The organism is Olleya sp. R77988 (assembly GCF_044594215.1).
Lineage (GTDB): Bacteria > Bacteroidota > Bacteroidia > Flavobacteriales > Flavobacteriaceae > Olleya.
This window is the reverse complement of sequence record NZ_CP138988.1, coordinates 418854-444840: the sequence shown is the minus strand read 5'-3', so window position 1 is coordinate 444840 and position 25987 is coordinate 418854. Positions and strand designations below refer to the sequence as shown.

The 25987-nt window shown below is 31.8% G+C and carries 16 protein-coding genes; 5 read left to right on the top strand and 11 right to left on the bottom strand.

Annotation, left to right across the window (positions count from 1 at the left end; translation table 11 throughout):
* Positions 1–19: 19 nt before the first annotated feature.
* Both SJY17_RS02035 and SJY17_RS02030 read right to left on the bottom strand, forming a co-directional pair.
* On the bottom strand, positions 20–2287 hold the full coding sequence (locus tag SJY17_RS02035; protein WP_397363788.1) for an anion permease: 2268 nt from the start codon (positions 2285–2287) through the stop codon (positions 20–22).
* A gap of 79 nt (positions 2288–2366) precedes the next feature.
* A complete protein-coding gene (locus SJY17_RS02030; protein ID WP_397363787.1) occupies positions 2367–3569 on the bottom strand; it encodes a porin in 1203 nt (400 codons plus the stop codon).
* Between the two features lie 395 nt (positions 3570–3964).
* Between SJY17_RS02030 and SJY17_RS02025 the strand changes: the two genes are divergently transcribed.
* Positions 3965–4324 carry a toxin-antitoxin system YwqK family antitoxin gene (locus SJY17_RS02025; RefSeq protein ID WP_397363786.1) on the top strand — a complete coding sequence of 120 codons (360 nt, stop codon included), beginning with the start codon at positions 3965–3967 and terminating at the stop codon, positions 4322–4324.
* Positions 4325–4391: 67 nt separating this feature from the next.
* Here the strand turns inward: SJY17_RS02025 and SJY17_RS02020 are convergent, their stop codons facing one another.
* Positions 4392–5558 (bottom strand): multidrug transporter, encoded by a 1167-nt coding sequence (locus SJY17_RS02020; protein WP_397363785.1) that lies wholly within the window; start codon positions 5556–5558, stop codon positions 4392–4394.
* A 29-nt stretch (positions 5559–5587) separates the two neighbouring features.
* Positions 5588–8392 (bottom strand): TonB-dependent receptor domain-containing protein, encoded by a 2805-nt coding sequence (locus SJY17_RS02015; RefSeq protein ID WP_397363784.1) that lies wholly within the window; start codon positions 8390–8392, stop codon positions 5588–5590.
* Between the two features lie 205 nt (positions 8393–8597).
* On the opposite strand from SJY17_RS02015, the gene dgt reads away from it, so the two are divergent.
* The 3 genes from dgt (at position 8598) to SJY17_RS02000 (ending at position 14715) form a co-directional block, all read left to right on the top strand.
* On the top strand, positions 8598–9941 hold the full coding sequence (gene dgt, locus SJY17_RS02010) for a dGTP triphosphohydrolase (protein ID WP_397363783.1): 1344 nt from the start codon (positions 8598–8600) through the stop codon (positions 9939–9941).
* A gap of 90 nt (positions 9942–10031) precedes the next feature.
* A complete protein-coding gene (locus SJY17_RS02005; protein ID WP_397363782.1) occupies positions 10032–14003 on the top strand; it encodes a thrombospondin type 3 repeat-containing protein in 3972 nt (1323 codons plus the stop codon).
* Between the two features lie 4 nt (positions 14004–14007).
* On the top strand, positions 14008–14715 hold the full coding sequence (locus SJY17_RS02000; RefSeq protein WP_397363781.1) for a hypothetical protein: 708 nt from the start codon (positions 14008–14010) through the stop codon (positions 14713–14715).
* Positions 14716–14755: 40 nt separating this feature from the next.
* Here the strand turns inward: SJY17_RS02000 and dxs are convergent, their stop codons facing one another.
* The 3 genes from dxs to SJY17_RS01985 form a co-directional block, all read right to left on the bottom strand.
* Positions 14756–16531 (bottom strand): 1-deoxy-D-xylulose-5-phosphate synthase, encoded by a 1776-nt coding sequence (dxs, locus tag SJY17_RS01995; protein WP_397363779.1) that lies wholly within the window; start codon positions 16529–16531, stop codon positions 14756–14758.
* A 22-nt stretch (positions 16532–16553) separates the two neighbouring features.
* Positions 16554–17540: an energy transducer TonB gene (locus SJY17_RS01990; RefSeq protein ID WP_397363778.1), complete on the bottom strand. Its 987-nt coding sequence runs from the start codon at positions 17538–17540 to the stop codon at positions 16554–16556.
* Positions 17541–17672: 132 nt separating this feature from the next.
* On the bottom strand, positions 17673–18005 hold the full coding sequence (locus SJY17_RS01985) for a hypothetical protein (RefSeq protein WP_397363777.1): 333 nt from the start codon (positions 18003–18005) through the stop codon (positions 17673–17675).
* A gap of 64 nt (positions 18006–18069) precedes the next feature.
* On the opposite strand from SJY17_RS01985, the gene SJY17_RS01980 reads away from it, so the two are divergent.
* On the top strand, positions 18070–18519 hold the full coding sequence (locus tag SJY17_RS01980) for a nucleoside deaminase (protein ID WP_397363776.1): 450 nt from the start codon (positions 18070–18072) through the stop codon (positions 18517–18519).
* Here SJY17_RS01980 and SJY17_RS01975 read toward each other — a convergent pair whose 3' ends face one another.
* From SJY17_RS01975 to SJY17_RS01960, 4 genes are all read right to left on the bottom strand, one after another.
* Positions 18520–18759, bottom strand: coding sequence for a hypothetical protein (locus tag SJY17_RS01975; RefSeq protein WP_397363775.1), 240 nt, complete (start codon positions 18757–18759; stop codon positions 18520–18522).
* 10 nt (positions 18760–18769) lie between these two features.
* A complete protein-coding gene (locus SJY17_RS01970; protein ID WP_397363774.1) occupies positions 18770–20551 on the bottom strand; it encodes a chloride channel protein in 1782 nt (593 codons plus the stop codon).
* A gap of 46 nt (positions 20552–20597) precedes the next feature.
* Positions 20598–22352 (bottom strand): aspartate--tRNA ligase, encoded by a 1755-nt coding sequence (gene aspS, locus SJY17_RS01965; protein WP_397363773.1) that lies wholly within the window; start codon positions 22350–22352, stop codon positions 20598–20600.
* Positions 22353–22447: 95 nt separating this feature from the next.
* Positions 22448–25972, bottom strand: a complete 3525-nt coding sequence (locus SJY17_RS01960) for an efflux RND transporter permease subunit (protein WP_397363772.1) — start codon at positions 25970–25972, stop codon at positions 22448–22450.
* Between the last annotated feature and the right edge of the window lie 15 nt (positions 25973–25987).

Here is a 25987-nt window from a genome sequence, read left to right as displayed (position 1 = left end):
TTACATTTAAAACTAAAGTTTAGTCTTCAGTAATAGTTGCTGGCTCTACATCACTATCAAAAGAACTGTAATACTCTTCTAATAAATTCATAGTAGCAGTTAGTAAATCTTTAGTTTCTAATAATAAACTAAAGTATAAAGTTGTGTTTTTTGGACTAGACTCTTCAGTTCTTGTTCTTGCGACTTGCTTAACAATTTTTGAAGTTACCAAATCAAACATTTCTTTTTTACGACCTAAGATATCTCCAATTTGTTCAAAAGAACGAGAATCGAACGCTTCTTTAGTATCATTAAATAATGCTTCTAATGCATCATCAACTTCTTTAAGCTCTTTAATTTGGCTAAATTTAAGACTCTTGTGGTTATTGTTAATGTGCTTATGACTTACTTTAGAAATATACTCTAAAGACTGTGTCATATCCTGTAAATAACCTAAAATATTAATATAGAAGTTACTAGCTCTTAAACTTGTTTCATCTAGATTTTTAATAAAATAAAAGATGTTATCCCTAAGGCTATCTACTTCTGAAGATAATTTATCAACCTGTTTTTTGTTCTTTTTAAGCAATGATAAGTCTTGTTTTGCAAGACCTTTAACTGCATTTGTATAGATACGATTTCCTCGTTTTACAACATTAGAGATGTTACTAGCACTTTCATGAATAACACCTTGTACAGATCTACTACCTGTTTCTGTTAAACTATCTGCATCAGCTATTTTTGTTGATTTGGTTTTGTGAGATCTATAGTTTCTGTATAATAAGAATGCAGTGATCAATAATAGTATTGGGATCATTACTTCAGGATTCCAATTGATTAAGAACACCACAGTACCAGCAGCAACAAAAGCTCCAATAGCAGTTCCAAACCAACCACCAATCACGTTAAGTACACCAGCAACTCTGTAAACAGCGCTTTCTGCTCCCCAAGCACGATCTGCTAACGAGGTTCCCATTGCTACCATAAACGTTACGTAAGTTGTAGATAAAGGTAGTTTCATAGAAGTAGCAATTGCAATTAATACACCTGCTACCATTAAGTTAACAGAAGCTCTAATCATATCAAATGCAGGAGCATCTATACTTTGGTCTTTAGTAATAAGAACTTCAGGTTTGTAAAAACTATTTCCTATTTTTTTCTGAATTGATTGAGGTACGATTGCACCAAAATATTTAGATAATGTAGAAGATCCTTTTACAACTGCTCTTGATAATGCGTTAGGTTGAAATTTTTCATGCGTATCACCTTGTCTAGATAAGCTTAATTCTGTTTCTGCTACAGTTTTTGCTTTTTTAGAAAACCATAACGTTAATACCATAATGGCACCAGCAATAAATAGTAATAAAGGTTCTGCTGGTACTTTTTTGTCTAAAACCTCCATTGACATTCCAATATCCATTCCTCCTGCAATCCATGCTTCATATGAATGGTAAGCTGCCATAGGAACTCCAATAAAGTTTACTAAATCATTACCAGAAAAGGCTAATGCTAAACCAAACGTACCAACTGCAATAACAATTAATAATGAGGTCTTTTTGCTTAGTTTTTCAAAAATAAAAGATAATAATGTCCAGAAACCAAATCCACCAAGGATGATAAAAATTTCTTTACCTTCCAACATACCTTTTAAGTCTTTGTAATAAGGTGTACCCTTTAAACCTTTTAAGAATATAAAGTAAGTGATAGCTGTTAAAGCTACTCCAGAAAAAATAATTCCAAAATTTTTCACTTTATTCTCGTAGTTAAAAGTAAAAATTAGTCTAGAAACCCATTGTACTAGTGCTCCAACTGTAAATGCTATAAAAACAGAGAGTAAGATTCCTCCAATAATGGTTAAGGCTTTATCTTTATTTATGTAAGTGCTTAAATCGGCAAAAGTTTGAGCATCGTTAGCACTTATTTTAATTAAAGCCATTACAACAGCTGCACCTAATAAATTAAATACAATTGATACTGTTGTTGAGGTTGGTAAACCTAAAGTGTTAAAGAAATCAAGTAATAAAATGTCTGTAATCATTACAGCCATGAAGATGAGCATTATTTCGCCAAATTCAAATTGTGCAGGTACAAAGATACTTTTACGTGCCACTTCCATCATTCCGCTTGAGAATACAGCTCCAATAAAAATACCTAAACTGGCAACAATCATTATTGTACGCATTGATAGTACTTTAGAGCCAATTGCAGAATTTAAGAAGTTAATAGCATCATTACTAACTCCTACAATAATGTCAAATACTGCCAAAACAGTAATGGCAATTAACATAAATAAATAAATATTATCCATAATTTTTAATTAAAATAAGTTTGCAAATATCTTAAGGTTTTCTTGTTGTAATGTTATCCTAATGTTATGTTTTTAATCATTAAAAATGAAGATCAAATCCAAGTCTAAAAGTAATATTATCTTCATTACCATTTACAGTAGTATAACTTAAATCACTTTGTACTTTAAGTTTATGACCTACGATGTATTTAGAAGCTCCTAAGGTGTATTGCTCTGTTGGTGCACTTCCTGTAATTGTTTCGTATTCTATAGTTGTAAAACGTCCAGCAATTTCGTAATTATTTTTAAACATATAACCTGCTTGTAAGTTTAAAGCATTACCAGTTAAAACAACATCTCCTGTTGGTGTTACGCCATCTGCTTCTGTTGCAATTTCATCATCTGCACTACGTTTAGCATATTCTCCCATAAAAGAGAAACCTTGATATTTAAACATTGCATCTGCAAAAATTGTTGTTTGGTCAGTTTCGTATAAAGAACCATCACTCTTAAACATATAATCACCAGCAAAACCACGTTCTCTAACTGCATCTTGATTATAGTTGTAAGTAAAACCAACCATCAGTTTTGGAGTTTCTTCTCTTTTTATTGCAGCTTGAACATAATCTCCTTTAGACTTGAATGACCCAAAAGGTAAAAACTCTACACGAGCAGTATATTGTAACCCACCTTCATTTCCTTCTGTAACATTACGTCCTTCACCTTGAGAAACTGCAAATTTTTCACGCATTAAAAAGTTGCCTCCTAAATCTGATTTATGACGTAATTGTATTCCTAAATCACGATCAATATTAAAACGACTGTTTAATAAAGAACGATCTATAAGTTGAAGGTTTGCAGAAGACACTACACGCTCTACATTTCCTGGTAATTTAGTTTGTCCTGCCCATAGCTCCCAGTTTTTTGCAAAATTCCACATGATAACAGCATCTAGAATATAACGAGGTGTGTTTCTGTTAAAATCATTTGCGCCAGAGATATCTCTATTGGATAAACCTAATTCTAGTTTGTATTTTAATTTTGGACTATATGCAAAACCATCAAATTTTAAACGTGCACGTCTTACAATAAAGTTGTGGTCTGGACTTCCGTATTGGCTACCATTGTGATCCCATGATGACATAGACCGTACTTGAAAACGTGGTGCGAACTTTATACTAAAAGAACTGTCTTTAGCAGTAAAATTGATTAATCCTTTTCCAAAAGAAGTATCACTAATTTCTTGAGCATTAGCAGATAATGATAAGCACAGTAAAAGTGCAATAGTTAGTTTAAGTTTCATTATAATTATTAGTTTTTTGTCGATGCAAATAACCAACTCTAATGTTAACTTAATGTTTCCTAATTATTATTTTACTGTCTTTTTTTGTTAAAAAAAAGACTGCTTTGGCCAAAAGCAGTCTCATTAGAAATCATAATAATGTAGTCGACAAAAACTAATAGATTATATGAAATACTAATTGTGTTGTCTTAAGACATTAACAAATATCATCACTATAGGTAATTTTAATGTAATGCTAATATTATCTAATTATTAAGAATTGCAATGTTAAATATTTTTCATAAACAATTGATAATAAGCATTTTAAATGCTTAATGTTAACTTAATGTTATGTAATTGTTGCATAAATGTTAAGTTAGTTATATATTTGAGTTATAATGTTAAAACCCATAATTATGAAGAAAACAATTTTAGTTTCGATTGCCTTTTTGATATCTGTGGTCTCTTTTGCTCAGCAAGAGAGAGATTTAAAACTTAATAAGAACACTAATTTAATTGAAGTTATTTATTATCATGACAATGGAGTTGTAAGCCAAACAGGAGCTTATACTACAGATGGTAAATTACAAGGTGAATGGTTAAGTTTTGATACAGAAGGTAAAAAACAAGTTTCTGCAAATTATGATAATGGTAAAAAAGTCGGCAAGTGGTTTTATTGGAATAAAACTACTCTTAAAGAAGTAGATTATAATAATAATAAAATTGCTAGTATTAGCGAGTGGGAAGTTAAAAATCCTGTAGCAACTAACAATTAAGTTATTTAAATTTTAATAAAAAAAGCCTTGCAATTTGCAAGGCTTTTTTTATTAACTCATGTTAGGTTTAGTTAGTAGTCCAACCAGTTCCCCAAGTAGCATAATCAGTTCCTGTAGCAGTTCCTTCAGATGAAAAGAAGTCTGCATCTGTAAAAATTACTGATGTGTCATTTTTTACTTTAGTTGTTACATCTACAAATGTTACTCCAGTAACTTGTAAATCGTCACTTACTACACCATTTCCTGTATCTGTATCATCTAAATCAAAACCTTCTGCATAACCTGTGATATGTACGTTAGAAAATAGACCTTGTGTTCCTGCTCTTAATCTGATTGCTTCAGAAGAGTTTGCAGAACCTTCTCCAACAATAGTTACATTGTTTACAGTTGGCTTAGAGAAAATTCCAGTAGCATTACTAAAATCTGTGTTATAACCATCAGCTTCAATTGCTTTGTCGTCTGATGCTCTGTTAGAAATATATACATTATTTAATGTTCCAGAATATCCTTCAGTCCAGTCCACAGAATCGTCTTCTGCATGGATTACAGAAATGTAACTTGCATTAACTGTTCCTCCAAAAAATTCGATTCCATCATCTTTACCAGCATAAGCCTGAATATAATTAACAACAGTTCCGCTTCCTACACCATAAAAAGAGAATCCATTATTTTCTGATTGACCATCAGCTGCACCACCAGAATACTCAACACGAACATAGTTTAATGATCCAGAGTTATCATCTGCTGTGTTGCCACCATATGGTAAACTAGCAATTTCAGAAGTTGCAGTATTTGTTCCTGTTACAGAGTTTATTGGTGCTTTTCCTAATAAAATAATTCCTCCCCAATCTCCAGCTTCTGGACTTGCAGCATCAGAAGTAAATACTATTGGACAATCTTGTGTACCATTAGCGATAATTTGTGCTCCTTGTGATATTGCAACATATACATCTGCTCCAGAAGATAATGCTTCTATTGTCATACAAGCAGGAATAGTCAATGTTGTACCAGAAGCCATGATTAATGACCCATTAAGCTTGTAAGTGTTATTTGCATCTAAAGTTAAATCTTCAGTATATGTTCCTGATAAAAAAATGGTGTCAGGATCTGTTGTACCTCCAGAGTTGTTGTTTGTTACACTGTTGTCATTGATAATAATCTCTGAAGTGTCGTCTGTAGAACATGAGAATAACATTGATACTAATGCTAAACCTAAGATTAATTGTTTTTTCATTGTTTTAGTTTTTTAGATGTGTTGTTTTATTAAAATTTATATTTAAGTTGTAATCCTAAATTTAATCCTCGTTTATAGTCTGTTACGCCTTTACCATTTGCAGATACAACTAAGACATCACCTTGATTTTGGTCTTCTCTTACATATTGTATTGTTGGATTTAAAAGGTTTTTAGCACTAAAATTGATTTCGAAATTATCGTTAATTGTGTTTTTCCAAACAAAGTCTAAAGTTGGTACACTTTTTTCAACAATGTTTCCTAAGTCACCAGAACCTAAAGCATCAATCCTATCTGAGAAATAAGAGAATACTAAGTTGGCAACTGGTTTGTAGTTTTCAAAAGTTGGAGAATAGCTTATATCTGCATTTAAAATTAAAGGAGAAGCGCCTTGTAATTCGTCTTCACTTTTATTGAATGCTAAATCAAAAGTACCATCGATGTTTTGATATAAATCTTGTTTAGTATTCATGTAGGTTGCATTAATACCAAACGATAGATTAGTATTGTCATCATCATCTGTTAAGATGTTTTTTCTTAATTCGGCTTCAAAACCATAAATTGTAGCTTGATCACCTGTTCTAACATAACGTTGTGTTCCTGTTGCATCACCTACAACAACTAAGTTAATTGGGTTGTCAATTTGTTTAGTAAATACACCAATTGATACTATTTCGCTTTTACTGAAAAACCATTCGTATTTTAAATCTATATTTAAGATATCTGAATATCCAAGTACATCTGGATTACCACCAATACGTGTTGACACGTCTTCATAAACAAAAGGTGCTATTTCTTTAAATTCTGGTGTAGATACCGTTTTACTAGCAGAAAAACGAAGATTTTGATCTTCTGTTAAGGCGTATTTAATATTTAAACTTGGTAGGATAAAAGTCTCTTTAGATGTTTTAGAATCTACTCCATTGTTTCCTAAGTTAATGACATCGTAAGCGATGTTTTGTTCAAAACTTTCAACTCTAATTCCAGGAACAAATAACCATTTTTCTCCAGCAGTAATTTCTGCATCAGCATATCCAGAGTAAATGTTTAATTTACCATTATATATGTTTTCGTTTAAACCAGGTCTGTTAGTATTTGATAATGAAGGGTTAGGTTTTAGTACTTTAATTTCATACAAACCAGAAGTGTTACTACTAAGTAATAAGTTATCAAGGTTGAAAAAAGAATTAAGGTTGTTTATATCTGTAATTTGATAATCACCATCAACAATATCATAACCATATCTTATATTGCTAAATTCTCTTGTTTTGTTACGACCATTGTATCCAATGTTAAATTTTAGCTTGTCATTAGCTTCATAAGCTAAATTAATACGACCATTATACTCATCGTCTTCAATTTTTTGAAAATAACGTTGGTTGTCAAAAACTACATTACTATAAAAAGTAGGATTTGTATTTGGGTCGTTATCTAATGCGTAGTTGTAGTTTTCTGCACTAAAACGCTTTCTGTCTGGTTGGTCAGAAAATACTTTATTGTAACCAAATCCCCAATCTAACTCAAAATTACCAGATTTATGATTTCCTACCAGTTGATTAACATACATTCTTGTTTGATCAAACTGAATATTTTGTTGGTAAAACCCTGAATCCGTATTTAAGATAGCATCTCTGTTTCTACCATTACCGTCAGTTCCATAATAACCAACTTCGTCAGATGAGCTATTTATAAAAAGCGAATTAAAACTAAGTTTGTTATCGCTATTTATTTTGTAATATAAATTAGCCATAGCAGTTGTAGTTGTTGAGTATTCGTATTCTTCAGAAGCTTCAAAAGCTTTTTTCTCTACTGTAGAAAAATCTACAGATTTTCCTTCTCTATACTCGTAGTTGTTTTCAAAACCTGCTGTTAAAAAGAAGCTTAAACGCGAATCATCTTTAAAATTAAAAGAACTACCACCTGAAGCTCCATATGCTACATTTATTGGTGTACTTACATTTTCAGGATCTACACCATGTGATAAAACAATTGCAAATGGGTTATGCTCATATCTTCCATAATAACCAAAGTAACCCGTACCTTCACTTCTAACAAAATTTTTGTCGATTGCATTGGTATTAAAGCCTGTTCCAGAAAACGCATTTACAAATGCTCCACCTTTATGTTCTTTAGAAGTTATATCTACATTTCCAGCAGCAAAATCTCCATAAAACTGAGCAGCATATGCTTTGCTTATTGATACATTTTGGATAATATCCGAAGAGAATAAATTTAAATCTATGTTCTTTTTATTAACATCGTTAGATGGAAGAGATAGTCCATTCATTGTAGTATTTAGATACCTATCACCAAGTCCACGTACATAAACATTACTAGATCCTTCTTGTTTAGAAACACCAGAGATCTTAGCGACTGCACCTGCTGCATCGCTAACCCCTTTTCTAGATAATTCTTCTGCACCAATACTTTGTTTGATTTCTACAGCTTTTTTCTGATCTAATAATAAAGCAGTTTCACTTTCTCGTTTTGTAGTTACTGTTTCTAATACAACTTCATCTAAAGCTGCTGCACTTGCAGACATAACTACATCAATAACTGTGTTTTTTCCAGCTTCAACAACAACAGGTAAATTTTGAGTTTGGTATCCAACAAAACTATATTCTATATTATAAGTTCCAGCTTCTAAATCTGTAAATGTGTATTGTCCATCAAAATCTGTTGTAGTTCCAGTAGATGTACCTTGTATTAAAATGTTAGCAAAAGCTAATGGTTCGTCATTAAACTCTTTGTCAGTTAAAGTTCCAGAAACCGAACCAGTTTGTGCGAAAGTTATGATACTAAATAAAGTAAAAACTAGGGAAGTAAATTTTTTCATTTTGACTATTAAAATTCTTGATGCAAAGAAACCTTCATATTGTAAAGTCAAGGTTAACTTAGGATTACTAGTTGGTCACTAAAAAGTTAGGTTAATGTTAAGGGATTAGATTAATTTAATCTTCTCTAAACATTAAGTTAACATTAGATTTATTCTATACTTTATTAATCAAATACTTATATTGCATAACCATTAAATTATAACTATGAACTGGGAACAATTACTCTCTTTAAAACGTTTTGGAGACACCAATAAAAGATTAAGAAAAGAACAAGACGAAACTCGTTTAGGCTTTGAGGTAGATTATGATCGTGTAATATTTTCTTCAGAGTTTAGAAGTCTTCAGGATAAAACTCAGGTCATCCCATTATCAAAGACAGACTTTGTGCATACAAGATTAACACATAGCTTGGAAGTTAGTGTAGTAGGTCGAAGTTTAGGGAGAAAAGTTGGTCAAAAAATATTAGAAAAGCATCCGCATTTGCAAAGTATTCATGGTTATTTGGCAAATGATTTTGGAGCTATTGTAGCGTCAGCAGCTTTAGCGCATGATATAGGTAATCCACCTTTTGGACATTCTGGAGAAAAAGCAATTGGAGAGTTTTTTATCTCAGGAAGTGGAAAACAATATAAAAGCCAACTGTCTGATAAAGAATATCAAGATTTATGCGATTTTGAAGGTAATGCAAATGGGTTTAAAATAGTAACCCAAAGTAGAGCTGGACGCGAAGGAGGATTAAGATTAAGTTATGCAACCTTAGGAGCATTTACAAAATACCCTAAAGAGTCGTTACCTAAAAAGCCAACCAAAGATATTGTAGATAAGAAATATGGATTTTTTCAAACAGAAAAAGAAGCATTCCAAGACGTAGCAAACGAATTAGGATTGGTTAAAAGAGGTAATGATAAAGATGTAAGTTATTCTAGACATCCATTAGCATTTTTGGTTGAAGCAGCAGATGATATTTGTTATACCATTATTGATTTTGAAGATGGTATTAATTTAGGTTTAATTGGTGAAGAATATGCTTTAGAGTATTTAATTAACTTAGTAAGAAATAACATAAATACAGAAAAATATCACCAACTAACAAATACAAAAGACAGAGTAAGTTATCTGCGTGCATTAGCAATTAACACCTTAATTAATGAAGCAGTAGCCATTTTTATGGATAATGAAGAGGCTATTTTAAAAGGTGAATTTAGTGTTGGTCTATTGGATAAAAGTAAATATGAAGCACAAATAAATGATATAATTAAACTAAGTGTTGAAAAAATATATCAATCTAAAGAAGTTGTAGATAAAGAAATTGCAGGTTATGAAGTATTAAACACTTTATTAAGCACGTATAGTAATGCAGTTAAGAATAACCATTCTGTTGAAATTTCTAATTATGATAAACTAATTTTGAAAGGTTTACCTTCAACTATAGACCTAAACACAGATAGTTTATATATAAGGTTGTTAAATGTCTGTCACTATGTGTCTTTGTTGTCTGATAGCCAAGCTATTATTCAATATAAAATAATAAAGGGGTTTAGTTTGTAATAGGTTTTGATAAAAAGTGTTTTGTTTTTAACACTAAAATTGCAGATTTCACAATAAAAATAAATATTTTTAAAAAATTAAAAAAATAACATGAAGAAGAAAATTATATTCTTAACGTCTTGCGTTTTAATTTTAGCTGCATTATTTATTTTCTCAAATAAATGGGATGTAAACAATCCTGAAGAAAAAAGTATTAGAATTGTACATAAAAATAACCTTGAAAAAAGCCCATTTAAAGAAGTACTTAAATTAAGTAAGTCAGAAAGAAAGGCAGCAGGATTAACACCTAATAAATACTATGAGGAAGAATGGGAGTTAACCATGAATCCTGTTTTAGGACGACCAACATCAGAAAACCTTAAACAGATTAGAGCTAGTCAAGAGCAAAAAAGACAAGCTTTTTTAGCATCAGCTAGAGTCCCTGGAGATGCAATTGACAATAGTTGGATTGAAAGAGGACCAAATAATGTAGGAGGAAGAACAAGAGCAATTATGTTTGACCCAAATGATGCATCTAACGAAACACTTTTTGCTGGTGGAGTTAGTGGAGGACTATGGAAAAATACTAATATATCAAATTCAAATTCTAAATGGACAAGAGTTAATATTCCTGAAAATTTAGCAGTTAGTTGTATTACTTATGATCCAAACAACACTAATGTTTTTTACTTAGGTACTGGAGAGTCATATGTAGGAGGAGATGTAAATGGAGATGGTGTCTGGAAATCTGAAGATGCAGGCGACACTTGGGCTAATGTGTTTGGAGGTATAATTGGACCAACTACTTTTGAATCTGCATCTAATATAACCGTAAATCCTCCTTCTGGAATTGCTGGAGATTATTTGTCATTTCCAACCACAGCTTTTGGACCTGAAATTACAGATGTAATTTCAGGAAATATAGTATTAGTTGACGATAGTACATCAAACCCTACAGAAGGTTGTTCTCCATTAACAAATGGAGCATCAGTTGCTGGAAATATTGCTTTAATTAGAAGAGCTAATTGTAATTTTACAGTTAAAGTGAAAAATGCTCAAAATGCTGGTGCAGTAGGAGTTATTATGATGAATAATGTTGATGGACAACCAATCCCAATGGGAGGAACAGACGCTACTATTACTATACCATCTGTTATGATTTCTAAAGCAGATGGAGACATACTAGAAGCTGCTTTAGCATCAGAGACTTTAGTAGGATCTTTAAACCCAGCTTCTGGAACTTTTACTGGTAATTTAGTACCTGGAATTCAGCATGTAAATGATATAAAAATAAGAAATAATGCAGGTGTTTCTGAAGTTTATGTAGCAGCTGGTGATGGAGTTTATGGTGCAGCAAATGCAACGACTTATTTGGGAGGACCAGAATTTGGATTATACAAATCTACTGATAATGGAACTAACTGGAATGAAGTTACATTACCTTTAACTGATAATGGATTTAAACATAGTCCTAATGATATAGAGATTGGTGCAGATAATAACCTTTGGTTGTCAACCACTAATAGTAGGGTTTATGGAGATGGAGGAGGACAAGTTTTTCGTTCAAGCGATGGTGTTATTTTTCAATTAGCGCGAAGTGTGCCTGATGCTAGTAGAACACAAATAGCTGTATCTTCTACAAACCCAAATGTAGTTTTTGTATTGGCTCAAGGAGGAACTTCACCAGTAATAATGGAAAAAACTAATGATGGATTTGTAACAAGTACATCTATGGCATTACCAAATGATGCAGATACAGGTATAGATGCAAATGACTTTACTAGAGGTCAAGCATTTTACGATTTAATGTTAGAAGTAGATCCAAACAATGATCAAACTGTATATGCTGGAGGAATAGATTTATTTAAATCGCTAAACGCAGGAACATCATGGAATCAATTTACACACTGGTATGGTGGTTTTGGTTATCAAGAAGTACATGCAGATCAACACGCTATGACTTTTGCTAATGGATCTTCAACCATCATGGCATTTGGTAATGATGGAGGTGTATACTATTCAAATAATGGAGGTGTAATAACAGAAGCAAGAAACAATGACTTTAATACATCGCAATTTTATACTGTTGGTGTCGGACCAACTACAGCGTTTACAGGAGATTATTTTGCAGGTGGATTACAAGATAACGGAACACAATTGTTTCAAAATGCTAACCCTAATGTAACCTCACCTACTGTCGAAGCTTATGGTGGAGATGGTGCTTATACATTTTTTGACCAAGATGGTACAGACAGATATTTTATTAGGAATTATGTTTATAATTCTGGGGTCAACTTATTTAATTTAAATAATAATTTAAATATTACAATTAATAATGAAAGTGACTCTAATGGTGCATTTATTAACCCACAAGCATTAGATTCTAATTTAGACATATTATATTCTAATTATTCATCTGGTGGTAATAGTATAATTAGGAGATATTCAGGTATTAAAGCTCAAGCAACTGTCCAAGGAACAAATATTACAGATCCAGAAATGGATAGTACTCCAACAGCTTTTACAGTTTCAACTTATACAACATCGTCATCTACGCTTTTAGTAGGAACAGTTTTAGGAGATGTTTTTAAAATTGAAAATGCAAATGGACCAACACCTACTTTTAATGAGTTGGATTTATCTAATATTATTGTGGGAAGTATTTCTGATATAGAATTTGGAGCTTCAGAAAATGAAATTTTCTTAACAATCCATAATTATGGTGTGCAAAGTATATGGTATACAAATGATGGAGGAGCTATTTGGCAAGAAAAAGAAGGTGATTTACCTGATATGCCAGTTAAAGCAATTTTACAAAACCCATTAAACCCTAATGAAGTTATAATAGGAACAGAACTTGGAGTTTGGTTTACAAATAATTTTTCTGACGCAAGTCCTAGTTGGAATCAAGCCTTTAATGGTATGTCTAATGTAAAGGTTACAGATTTAGATTTAAGAGATGATAATATGGTCTTTGCTGCAACTTATGGTAGAGGTATTTTTTCTGGAGAATTTAAGATTGATCCAAGTGGTGATGATGATGGAGATGGAATTACAAATGATGTGGATAATTGTTTAAGTGTATCAAATGCAGATCAAGCAGATACTGATGGTAATGGTATTGGTGATGCTTGTCAGGATACAGATAACGACGGAATTTTAGATATAAATGATAATTGTCCAACAGTTTCAAATGTTGATCAGTTGGATGTTAATAATGATAATGTTGGAGATGTTTGTCAAGACACAGATGGAGATGGAATTTTTGATGATGTAGATAATTGTTTAGATGTTGCAAATGCAGGTCAGGTAGATACAAACGGAAATGGAATAGGAGACGCATGTGATACTAGTTATTTAAACACTGACAATATTTCTTTAGAAATAATTTCTGAAACTTGTGAAGGAGAAAATAACGGTCAAGTCATTGTTAATGTAACAGAAACTTATGTTGATTATACAGTAAATATAATAGGTAATGGTATAAATATTACAGAACAAATAACAACAGGAAACTCAGTTGCTATTGAAAATTTAGCTATAGGTTCATATACAGTTTGTGTGTCTGTAGACGGAACATCTTACGAGCAATGTTTTGAGATTAACATAGATGCTGCTGAGGTTATTGATTTGCAAATTACAAATAATGAAGATACTAATACAACTTCAGTAGATGTAAGCAGAGGTACTGCTCCTTTTACGGTATTATTCAATAATCAAATTATAAAAATAACTAGCAATCCAATTTTTGAATTAAATATTATTGGTTCAGGTGAATTAGAAATCAAAACATCTAAAGCTTGTGAAGGAACGTTTAAAACATCAATTGAAAATGCATTTAATATTATTGTAAGCCCAAATCCAGTTATTAATAACCTTAAAATCACACTTCCAATTACTATTACACAATCAGAAATTTTAGTACAAGTTTTTGATGTTAATGGAAAATTAGTTTTAAACCAAAATTATAGAAGAAATAACTTTAACTACTTAGAGGTTCCTTTTGAAAATTTAAATTCAGGGTTATATTTTATTAAGTTGAATTTAGATACACCAGAAGTAATTAAAATTATAAAAAACTAAAAACATGATTAAGACAATAAAACTATTACCTATAATTGCTTTTGCCTTTATCTTAACTATCTCATGTAGTAGTGATGATGCAGGTGGAGGTTCTGGTACTACAACACCTAATACAGCTCCTACTGCTGTAGGACAATTAACCTATCCAAGTTCTGATTTACTTTGTATTGATAATACAATAAATTTTCTATGGTCAAATTCCACTGATGCAGATGGAGACTCTATTACTTATAGATTAACTATATCATTAGACAGAAACTTAACAAACATTGTAGAACAATTAACAACCACAGCTAGTAATAGAACTGTAGTTTTACAAACAGGTACAGCTTACTATTGGAATGTTGTTGCTTTAGATGGTGAAGACGAGTCTGAACCATCCCTAACTTATGCTTTTTATACAGAAGGTGATGGTATATCAAATTATGCACCTTTTGCAGCAACAATAAATGCTCCTGCTTCTGAAGCAATTGTAAACGCTGGAACAACAACATTAGATTGGACTGGAAGTGATGTAGATACTAATGACACATTAACTTATGATGTATATTTTGGAGATACTGCAACACCAGTTTTATTACAAACAAATCATGCAACTTCTACTTTTGATGTTACTACTGTAGCAGCAACGACCTATTATTGGAGAGTGGATACTAAAGATAATAATGGAGTAAAAACAATAGGACAAGTTTGGACATTTAGTACAAACTAATAATACAGTAATTTATAATTTAAAATGGCAGACTAATTATTTAGTCTGTCATTTTTTTTAGAAACACACTCAAATTTTTAGGATCTAGCTTAATAGATTGCTGTAACTCTAAAACAGTTCCGTGTTCTATAAATTGGTCAGGAATCCCTTTTAAAATCAAAGTGTTTTTGTAGTTGTGTTCTGCTGAAAATTCTGTAACTGCACTTCCAAATCCACCTTTTATAGAGGCGTCTTCAATAGTGACAATTGTTTTATGCATTTTAAATATATCGTGAAGCATTGTTACATCCAAAGGTTTGACAAAACACATATCATAGTGCGAAAAATTAGAATCATCTTCAACTAAATTTAAAGCATCTGTAACATTTTTTGCGATACTTCCAATAGATAAAATAGCAATATTTTTTCCTTTTTTTAATTGTTCACCTTTACCAATTTCAATTTTAAAAAATGGTTGTTTCCAATCTGTTATAACACCTCTTCCACGTGGATATCTAATAGCGATTGGATGTTTAATTCCAAGTTGAGCAGTATACATGATATTACGTAATTCTATCTCATTTCTAGGCGCAAAAATGATAAGGTTTGGAATACAACGTAGGTAAGCCAAATCATAAACACCATGGTGTGTTGCTCCATCTTCTCCAACTAAACCAGCTCTATCTAAACAGAAAATAACAGGTAAGTTTTGTAAAGCAACATCATGAATAATTTGATCATATGCACGTTGTAAAAATGTAGAATATATATTACAAAATGGAATCATACCTTGAGTTGCTAATCCTGCAGCAAAAGTTACTGCATGTTGCTCTGCAATACCAACATCAAAAGCACGATTTGGAAGTTGCTCCATCATATATTTTAACGAGCTTCCAGTTGGCATTGCAGGTGTAATACCTATAATTTTATCGTTTTGTTTTGCAAGCTCCACAATAGTATGTCCAAAAACATCCTGATATTTTGGAGGTTGTTGGATAGAATCAGATTTAGCAATCAATTCTCCTGTATCTTTATTAAACTTTCCTGGAGCATGATAGGTTACTTGTTGTTCTTCTGCTTGACGTAAACCTTTACCTTTAGTTGTAATAACATGTAAAAATTTTGGACCTTTTACGTTTTGTAAACGTTTTAATTCAGAAATTAAAAGTGATAAATCATGACCATCTATTGGACCAGAATACTCAAAGTTTAAGGCTTCAAATATATTATCTTGTTTTTCTGTGCCTTTTTTGACGTTAGTTAAATACTGTTTAAGTGCACCAACACTTGGGTCAATTCCAATAGCGTTATCATTTAAAATAACTAATAAATTAGCATTAGTAACTCCTGCATGATTTAAGCCTTCAAATGCCATTCCGCTTGCAATAGAAGCATCTCCAATTACAGCAATATGTTGTGTGCTTAAATCTCCTTTAAGTTGACTTGCAATTGCCATACCTAAAGCTGCAGAAATAGATGTAGAGGAGTGTCCAACACCAAATGTATCAAACTCACTTTCTAATCTGTTGGGAAAGCCACTTAAACCACCAAATTGTCTATTGGTGACAAATGTGTCGCGTCTACCTGTTAATATTTTATGTCCATAAGCTTGGTGTCCAACATCCCAAATTAATTGATCTTTTGGTGTGTTAAATATATAATGTAATGCTATGGTTAACTCGACAACACCAAGACTTGCACCTAAGTGTCCTTCTTTAGTGGCTACAATATTGATTATAAAGTCACGTAATTCTTTTGCAAGAATAGGTAAGTCGTCTTGTTTTAAAAGACGAAGTTGTTTTGCATTATCAATGGTATGTAAAAGTTTGTTTTGCACTTAGCAAAAATACAAGTTTTTATTAGTCTTCAGCATTAAAAATTATTGGTAAAGAATTAGTTACTGCAACTTGTTTTCCATCATGTTTTGCTGGAATAAATTTTGGTAGTTTTTCAAAAACACGTTTAGCTTCATTTTCCAATGAATGATGAGGTGCTCTAATCTTTTTGATTGTAATTTGTCCTGTTTTTTCAATTTCAAAAAGCACAAATATTCGTTGTGTACCTTTTATCCCTAAGTTTTTAAATTTTGATGTTTCAAAATTAGCTTTAACAAAATCACTAAATTTAGATTGAAAATATTTCTTTTCTTCCTCTTTTGATAAATTTTGAGGAGTGTTTTTAAATTTAGGGAGTTGGTCTACAAAATGAATTGGATACGGTTCGGTAGGTAGGTCTTCTTCAAAAATGATATCTCCCATTATATCTATAGGTTCATCTATCTTTAATGAGTCTATTTTTATTGGATCAGGAACTGTTATAATTTCTCCAGTAGTTTCTATAATCATCATTCCTTCAACCTCAGGATTTGGTGGATGTATTTTAGGTGGTTTGCAAACTGCTTTTTTCTTTTGAAGGCTATCTGGTTTATTTGGAGGAGGAGCAATCATTCCTAAAACATCTATTACTTCATTTTTTGTAGTATCAATAACCTCTATACTATCTATTTTTTGAGGCTTACCATTTTTAGAAGAACAACTAAACAAGGAAGTTCCCATAACAATCATAACAGCAAAAAAGAAAGATTTATAAACGTTATGATTTTGTTGAATTAGGTTTAAAGGAATTCTAAGGTTTATTGAGTCTAATTGCGTTTGTTTAATATGTCCACAAATGCGTTGACCTTTATTGTCCTGTAAATAATCCTGAATTTGATAGTTGTCCATTTTAGTAAAATCAACTACTGTTTTGTTACAAGATCCACAAAAGCGACCTTTATCTTTTGGTGTCATTGTATCCCAACCTTCGTGACATGGTTCAGGGATTTTAATAGAATAATAATTTGCCATATTATAAATCTTTTTTAATAGGCATCAAAAGTCTTGCCGAATAGTTAATTTATAAATCAATATTTGGTGTTAAACAAAAAAAGGAAATATCTTCAATGAAGATATTTCCTTTTTAATAGATTTAATAAAAAACTATTTATCCATTCCCATTGCTTTTGCAACATCAGGACAAGACGCTCTTACTAAGCCTTGCATTTTTTCACCATGTGCCTTTCTCTCTTCAGCAGACATAGCTTCCTCCATTTTTTCCATTTCACCATCAGGATCAACACAAGTTTTAAAGTCTTCCATTGCCTTTTGGTATGCTGCCATATCCATTGATGCTGGATCTTCTTTCATTTTTGTCATCATTTCTGTAATGTCTCCAGAACAATCACAAAAACGTTTAGCTGCTTCTTCTTCTGGTGTTCCAGCGCAAGAGACTAAAGCGAAAGCGATTCCTGCTAATAATAGTTTGATTTTCATTGAATTAAATTATAAGTTATAATCAAATATAAGATTTTTCCTTTTTATTTGTATGTTTGAAACTATGATAAACCCTTACGATGATACTTATTTTATGAAAAAAGCACTTCAGGAAGCTGAAGAAGCGTTTGATAAAGGCGAAGTTCCTGTTGGTGCAGTAATAGTAATTAAAGATAAAATTATTGCAAGAGCACATAATTTAACCGAGTTGCTAAATGATGTAACTGCACATGCTGAAATGCAAGCTATTACTGCTGCTGCTAATTATTTAGGCGGAAAATATTTAAAAGATTGTACGCTTTATGTGACTTTAGAACCTTGCCAAATGTGTGCTGGAGCTTTATATTGGAGTCAGATTTCTAAAATAGTGTATGCAGCAAGAGACGAAGAGCGTGGTTGTATACATCTAAAAACAAAACTACATCCAAAAACAAAAATGGAAGGTGGAATTTTAGCTGAAGAAGCGTCTAAATTATTGAAGCGTTTTTTTATTGAAAAACGTAATTTGAATTAGTTACAATTTTCGTCTATCTCCTTCTTTTTTACGCATGTCTTCTATTTTTTCTTTAGTTAACATATATTCTTTAGCATCTCTATCTTTCCATCTATGGTAGGTAAACAAAGGGATTACCACAAAAAACAACCCTAAAACACCAAAGCCTATTAGTTTTTGTGCATAATCTACATCCATAACATAACCACAAATTATACTGGTTATTGATGCGATAAAAGCTAGTCCGATAAGGTATTTCATTTGAAAAAAATTAGTGTTTTGTAAAATTAATCAATTGTCTTCTATAAGCTGTTAATAATTTAGATTTTGATACAAATCCAATGTATTTGTTATCTTTAATTACTGGTAAATTCCAAGCGTTAGAGTCTTGGAATTTAGCCATTACTTTTTTCATGGAATCATTTTTATAATCAATAATATCTGGTGCATTATGCATTAAATCTTCAACAAATGTAGTGCCGTAAAGTGATTGATTAAACATAATGTCTCTAACATCATCTAGTAAAATTATTCCAACCAATACTAGGTTTTCATCTATTACAGGAAATAAGTTTCTTGCGGATTTTGCAACACCTTTATGTAACATTTCACCTAACGTCATGTTAGGATTAAGGCTGACAAAATTAGTTTCTATAACACTATCTAAAGACATTAAAGTTAATACGCTTTGGTCTTTATCGTGTGTTAATAGCTCTCCTTTTAAGGCTAATTCTTTAGTGTAAATAGTAAAATCTATTGCATTTTTTTTTATAATAAAAGACATGGAAACTGCAATCATTAAAGGAATAAACAACTCGTATCCACCAGTAATTTCAGCAATTAAGAAAATAGCAGTTAAAGGTGCATGTAAAACACCAGCAATTAATCCTGCCATACCTATTAATGTAAAATTGGTTTCGGAGACATTAAATCCTAAACCTAAATTATTAATAATTTTAGCAACAACATTACCCAAAGCACTTCCCATTACCATAGTTGGTATAAAAATACCACCAGCTCCTCCAGCAGCAAAAGTTGTAGTCATTGCAATTGCTTTAAAAATGGTAATCCCAATCAGTAACCCGATAATGACCCAAATATTGTCGTTAAAATCATCAAATGGTGTGGTACCTAGTGCAGTTAAATGGTCACCAGCTAAAAGGTTGTTAATAAACCCAAAGCCTTCACCATAAAGTGGCGGAATTAAATAAAGCATCACTCCAATTGCTAATCCACCAATAATAAATTTTGTGCGTCTGGATTTAAAACGTTCAAAAAACTTTAATATATAAAAGTACATTTTAGTAAAGTAGATGGACGCAAAACCTGTTCCTATTCCTAAAACAACATAAAATAAGGTGTCTTTAATTTCAAATTTATCAGAAAAGTTAAAATTGAATAATAAGTCATCACCTAAAAAGAAATACGACGTTAATACAGATGAAACTGAAGCTATCAATAAAGGTAATAATGAAGCAAAAGTTAAGTCCAAACTAAAGACTTCTACTGCAAAAATTATAGCAGCAATTGGCGATTTAAATATAGATGAAATTGCACCTGCAGCAGCACAACCAATTAATAAAGTTCTGGTTTGCTGATTAACATGAAACAATCTACCTAAGTTAGAACTAATTGCAGATCCAGAAGCAATTGCTGGTCCTAGTAATCCTACAGATCCTCCAAAACCAACCGTTAAAGGTGCAGTAATTAACGGAATGTATATTTTAGAACGTTCTATTAATCCACTACGTTTTGATAGTTTAAATAATATTGAAGGGATGGCATGTTCTACATTTTTTTTAGTGATATATTTTACAAATAAATACACTAAAAATAAACCAATAACAGGTAAAATAAAATAGACTTGATTTTTAGAAAATGCTACTAAATTTTCTAAAACACCTTCAATAGTAAACGTAATATTTCTTAATGTTACTGCAGCTAATCCAGCCAGTAAACCAACTAATCCACTTAGGATATAAGTGAAGTTTTTTTCTAAGATATGTTTTATTCTCCAAATAAAAAAACGTTTTAATAGTGGTTGCTTTGGCATAAACTAAAAGTAACAAAAAATCCTGCGAGTTGCAGGATTTTTTAATTTATGATTTTAAGTTTAGTTTCAAACTTAACTCTGTAAGTTGTTCATCATCAATTGGTGCAGGAGCATCAATCATGACGTCTCGACCAGAATTATTTTTAGGGAATGCAATAAAGTCTCTAATAGTTTCTTGTCCTCCTAAAATAGATACTAATCTATCTAACCCAAATGCTAATCCACCATGTGGAGGAGCTCCATACTCAAAAGCATCCATTAAAAATCCAAATTGTGCTTTTGCATCTTCATCGCTAAAACCTAAATGTTTTAGCATGATAGCTTGTGTTGCTTTATCGTGTATACGTATTGATCCACCACCAATTTCGTTTCCGTTTAAAACTAAATCATAAGCATTAGCTTTTACGTCTCCTGGATTAGTGTCTAATAATTCTATTTGACCTGGTTTTGGAGAGGTAAATGGATGGTGCATGGCGTGATAATGACCAGTTTCTTCATCAAGTTCTAGTAAAGGGAAATCTATAACCCACAATGGAGCAAAAACTTTAGGGTCACGTAAACCTAAACGTGTTGCTAATTCCATACGTAACGCACTAAGTTGAGCACGTACTTTGTTTGTGTCTCCAGATAATACGCAGATTAAATCACCTGGTTTTGCACCAGTTTTTTCAGCCCATTTTGCTAAATCGTCTTGATTGTAAAACTTATCTACAGACGATTTAAATGTGCCATCATCGTTTACACGACAATAAACCATACCTAAAGCACCAACTTGTGGACGTCTTACCCAATCAATTAATTTATCTATTTCTTTACGTGTATAAGTATTTCCGCCAGGAACAGCAATACCAACAACTAATTCAGCACTGTTAAAAACATTAAACTCTTTATGTTGTGCAACATCGTTAAGCTCTCCAAACTCCATCCCAAATCTAATGTCTGGTTTGTCGTTTCCGTATAAACGCATAGCATCATCATATAACATGCGTGGAAATTTTTCAACTTCTACACCATTAACTTCTTTAAGTAAATGACGTGTAAGACCTTCAAAAACATTTAAAATATCTTCTTGCTCTACAAATGCCATTTCGCAGTCAATTTGTGTAAACTCTGGTTGTCTGTCTGCACGTAAATCTTCGTCTCTAAAACATTTTACAATCTGAAAATACTTATCCATTCCACCAACCATAAGCAATTGCTTAAAGGTTTGTGGTGATTGTGGCAATGCGTAAAATTGACCTTCGTTCATACGAGAAGGTACTACAAAATCTCTAGCTCCTTCTGGAGTAGATTTGATTAAGTAAGGTGTTTCAACTTCAATAAATCCATCGTTTGATAAAAAGTTTCTAACCTCTTGTGTTACTTTGGCTCTAAAAATTAAATTGTTTTTTACCGGATTACGTCTAATATCAAGGTAACGATATTTCATTCTAATATCTTCTCCACCATCTGTATTGTCTTCAATAGTGAAAGGAGGTAAAAGTGCTTCGTTTAAAACCGTTAATTCTTTTACTAAAACTTCAATATCTCCAGTTGGAATATTTTTATTTTTTGATTCACGCTCAATTACAGTACCTTTTACTTGTATGACAAACTCGCGACCCAATTTTTGGGCTTGTTCCATCATAGCTTTAGGTGTGCGTTCTTCGTCAAAAATAAGTTGCGTAATTCCGTAGCGATCACGAAGATCTACCCACATCATAAATCCTTTATCTCTTGATTTTTGAACCCATCCTGAAAGGGTTACTTCTGTATTTATATGTGATGCATTTAACTGACCACAGTTGTGACTTCTGTACATAATTATTTATTAGAACTGCAAAAGTAAAAAATCCGAAGTAAAGACTTCGGATTTTTTGTTTAAATCATGTATTACTATTCAACTAAAGTTGAAAATTATTCTGCTTTTATGGTTTCAAGTTCTAAAAGTTCTTCTTTTTTGTTTGAAGAAAACTTGCTTTTTAACCACATCTTAAATTTAGTTATTAAATAAAATAAGATTGGTACCACAATTAGAGTTAAGAAAGTTGCAATAAATAACCCGTAAATTACGGTCCATGCTAATGGTCCCCAAAAAATAACATTATCTCCACCAACATATATATTTGGATCAAACTCGCTAAATAACGTAAAGAAGTTAATGTTAAAACCTGTTGCTAACGGAATTAAACCTAAAATAGTTGTAATTGCTGTAAGTAAAACAGGACGTAAACGTGCTTTTCCTCCTTTAATTATGGCTTCAAGAAGCTCGTTATTTTCTATATATTCACCATCACCTAAATCTTGTTCAACCTTTTTTCTATCTATTAATAATTGTGTATAATCTAGTAGTACAACACCATTGTTTACAACAATTCCAGCAAGCGATATAATACCCATCATAGTCATCATAATAACAAAAGGTTTACCAGTTATTATTAAACCACCAAAGACACCAATTAAACTTAAGAAAATAGCTAGCATGATGATTCCTGGTTTAGAAACCGAATTAAATTGAAATATTAAGATAAAAAAGATTAACCCTAAACCTGTAAAAAAGGCTCCCATTAAAAAAGCCATTTGTTTATTTTGCTCTTCTATTTGACCTGTATAATCAATTTTTACAGTATTTGGTTTTTCTGTAAAGCTTTGCATTTCGTTTTGAATTTTAGAAACAATAGCTGCTGCATCTGTAAATCCAGGTGCTAAAGCAGAGTATAGAGTAACGACACGCTTAACATCTTTATGTTTTATGGCACTAAAACCAGAAGAATTATTTTGTTTAGCGACTGCAGATACTGGAACTTCTTTTATTTGCCCAGAAGCCATGTCTCTAAATGTAATTTTTTGATTAAAAAGTGCACTTGTATTATATCTGTTTTCTTCATTAAAACGTACATAGATGTCATAATCTTCTCCGTCTTCTTTATATATACCAGCTTTAGCTCCAAAAATAGAATTACGTAATTGTTGCCCAACTTGAGCAGCGTTTACACCTAGTTCTCCAGCTTTTTTACGATCTATTTGTACTTGAATTCCTGGTTTAGATTTATTAACGTCAATTTTTAACTCGTCAATACCTTGAATGTTTTTAGTGTTAATAAAATCGCGCATTTTTTCGGCAGTAGCAATAAGTTCTGAGTAATCTTCACCTTCTAATTCTACATTTATTGGATAACCAACAGGAGGTCCTGCAGCATCTTTTTCGACAGAAATAGAAACGCCTGGATAAATGTCTTTTAGATCTTCTTGTATTTTTCTTAGCAACTCATTACTGTCTTCACCTTTCCTGAATTTAAATTCGCGCATGGTTGCTGTAATTTTTCCACGATGTGGCATTTCTGCAGCAGATCCACCATCTGTTTGAGGGTTTCCAGCACCTTCACCAACCTGAGACACAGCGCTTTCTGTTAAAAAATTGTAACCATCCTCTTCAAGGTATGTGTTATCATTAATAACTTTAAACATACGCTCTTCAATCTCTTTGGTAATTGCATTAGTTTTTTTAATGTCAGTACCTTCAGGATATTCTATATATGCAATAATTTGATTTGCAGTTGTGTCTGGAAAGAATTCTACCTTAGTACGTTGGCTTGCAACAGAAGCTCCAAATCCACCAAATGCAACAAATAATAATATTACTGTAGCTATGGTAATGATAATTGGTTTTTTACCGCTTAAAGCAAAGCGTAAGGTTTTTTCATAAATACGCTCCCAAACTGGTAATATTCTATTTTGAAACCCATTTGCCCAACCACGTAAAAATAAACGGTAAACCCAAAGTAAAACGACAGTTACAAGCATTAAAGTCCCTAAACCTTTGTAGTTTTCGCTAAAAAATAAAATTAGTAAACCTATACTACCTATTATAGCTGAAATTTTTACAATTTGATTTAAAGGCATGTCTTTGTCTTCTGTTGTCATAAATTGTGATACTAAAACAGAATTAAAAAAGATTGCTACAAATAATGATGACCCTAATACTACTGATAATGTAATAGGAAAATAAATCATAAATTGTCCCATAACTCCTGGCCATAAACCTAACGGAACAAATGCTGCTACTGTTGTTAATGTAGAGATTATAATAGGGAAAGCAATTTCTCCAATTCCTTTTTTGGCAGCTTCAATACGACTCATACCTTCATCAGTCATTAGTCTGTATACGTTTTCTACAACAACAATTCCATTATCTACAAGCATACCAAGTCCCATGATTAACCCAAAAAGGATCATAGTATTTAAAGTATATCCTAAAAGGTTTAATATCATAAGTGACATAAACATTGACATAGGAATTGCAAATCCAACAAATAATGCATTTTTAAATCCTAAAAAGAACATTAAAACTGTTACAACTAGTATAATACCAAAAATGATATTGTTTACTAAATCATCTACTTGTCCAATAGTTTTTGATGATTGATCGTTAGCAATTGTTACTTTTAAATCTGGAGGAAACACAGTTGCTTTTGCATTGTCTACAATAACACGTATTTGATCTGCTGCAGCTACCATGTTTTCTCCAGAACGTTTTTTAACGTCTAGCATGACTACTTCTTGACCAAACTCTCTAGCATATGTCGTTTTGTCTTCGTCTTTAAAAGTTATGGTTGCTACATCTTTTAAATAAATAGAGTTACCCATTTCTGATTTTACAACAAAATTTTCTAGTGCTTTTGGGTTATCAATTTCGCCAATAATTCTAATAGTACGCCTTTGTCCACTTGATATTAAGTTACCAGCAGACATGGTTACGTTTTCTCTGCTTATACTACCTGAAATGTCATCAAAACTGACTTTAGCAGCCATCATTTTATAAATGTCTACAGCTACTTCAACTTCTCGTTCTTGTGCACCTCGAATATCTACTTGTTTTATTTCTGATAATCCTTCAATTTCATCTTCTAAATATTCTCCATATTTTTTTAGTTTATCTACAGGATAATCTCCAGAGATATTAATATTTAATATTGGAATTTCTTCAGACATACTTAAATCAAAGATATTTGGCTCGACTTTAGCTCCATTAAAAGTTGGCCAATCCTCGCTTGAGGTTTCTGTATCTATTTCATCTTTTATTTTCTGTCTTGCAGCATCAACTGTAATTTTTTCGTCAAATTCTACAACAACTATTGAGTAGTCTTCTTGAGAGGTTGATGTAATTTCTATAACATTACTAACCGTTTTAAGTTTGTCTTCAATTGGGTCTGTAATAAGTTTTTCTATGTCTTCTGCTGTGTTTCCAGGATAAACAGAGCTAATGTATATTTTAGTTTCTTTAATTTCTGGAAAGCTTTCTCTTGCCATGCTAAAATAAGCTCCTGTACCAAGTACAAGGATTAACAATGTTAAAACATACATGGTTGTTTTATTGTTAATTGCCCATGAAGAAAATGCAAACTCCTTATTTACTTTTTGTTGTTTTTTATTTTTAGTCATTGTTTTTAGTCTTTT

What these genes read in the sequence shown, in the direction of transcription:
- SJY17_RS02035 (WP_397363788.1), bottom strand. Translation starts at nt 2,287, where the DNA reads ATGGATAATATTTATTTATTTATGTTAATTGCCATTACTGTTTTGGCA.
- SJY17_RS02030 (WP_397363787.1), bottom strand. Translation starts at nt 3,569, where the DNA reads ATGAAACTTAAACTAACTATTGCACTTTTACTGTGCTTATCATTATCT.
- SJY17_RS02025 (WP_397363786.1), top strand. Translation starts at nt 3,965, where the DNA reads ATGAAGAAAACAATTTTAGTTTCGATTGCCTTTTTGATATCTGTGGTC.
- SJY17_RS02020 (WP_397363785.1), bottom strand. Translation starts at nt 5,558, where the DNA reads ATGAAAAAACAATTAATCTTAGGTTTAGCATTAGTATCAATGTTATTC.
- SJY17_RS02015 (WP_397363784.1), bottom strand. Translation starts at nt 8,392, where the DNA reads ATGAAAAAATTTACTTCCCTAGTTTTTACTTTATTTAGTATCATAACT.
- dgt (WP_397363783.1), top strand. Translation starts at nt 8,598, where the DNA reads ATGAACTGGGAACAATTACTCTCTTTAAAACGTTTTGGAGACACCAAT.
- SJY17_RS02005 (WP_397363782.1), top strand. Translation starts at nt 10,032, where the DNA reads ATGAAGAAGAAAATTATATTCTTAACGTCTTGCGTTTTAATTTTAGCT.
- SJY17_RS02000 (WP_397363781.1), top strand. Translation starts at nt 14,008, where the DNA reads ATGATTAAGACAATAAAACTATTACCTATAATTGCTTTTGCCTTTATC.
- SJY17_RS01990 (WP_397363778.1), bottom strand. Translation starts at nt 17,540, where the DNA reads ATGGCAAATTATTATTCTATTAAAATCCCTGAACCATGTCACGAAGGT.
- SJY17_RS01985 (WP_397363777.1), bottom strand. Translation starts at nt 18,005, where the DNA reads ATGAAAATCAAACTATTATTAGCAGGAATCGCTTTCGCTTTAGTCTCT.
- SJY17_RS01980 (WP_397363776.1), top strand. Translation starts at nt 18,070, where the DNA reads ATGATAAACCCTTACGATGATACTTATTTTATGAAAAAAGCACTTCAG.
- SJY17_RS01975 (WP_397363775.1), bottom strand. Translation starts at nt 18,759, where the DNA reads ATGAAATACCTTATCGGACTAGCTTTTATCGCATCAATAACCAGTATA.
- SJY17_RS01970 (WP_397363774.1), bottom strand. Translation starts at nt 20,551, where the DNA reads ATGCCAAAGCAACCACTATTAAAACGTTTTTTTATTTGGAGAATAAAA.
- aspS (WP_397363773.1), bottom strand. Translation starts at nt 22,352, where the DNA reads ATGTACAGAAGTCACAACTGTGGTCAGTTAAATGCATCACATATAAAT.
- SJY17_RS01960 (WP_397363772.1), bottom strand. Translation starts at nt 25,972, where the DNA reads ATGACTAAAAATAAAAAACAACAAAAAGTAAATAAGGAGTTTGCATTT.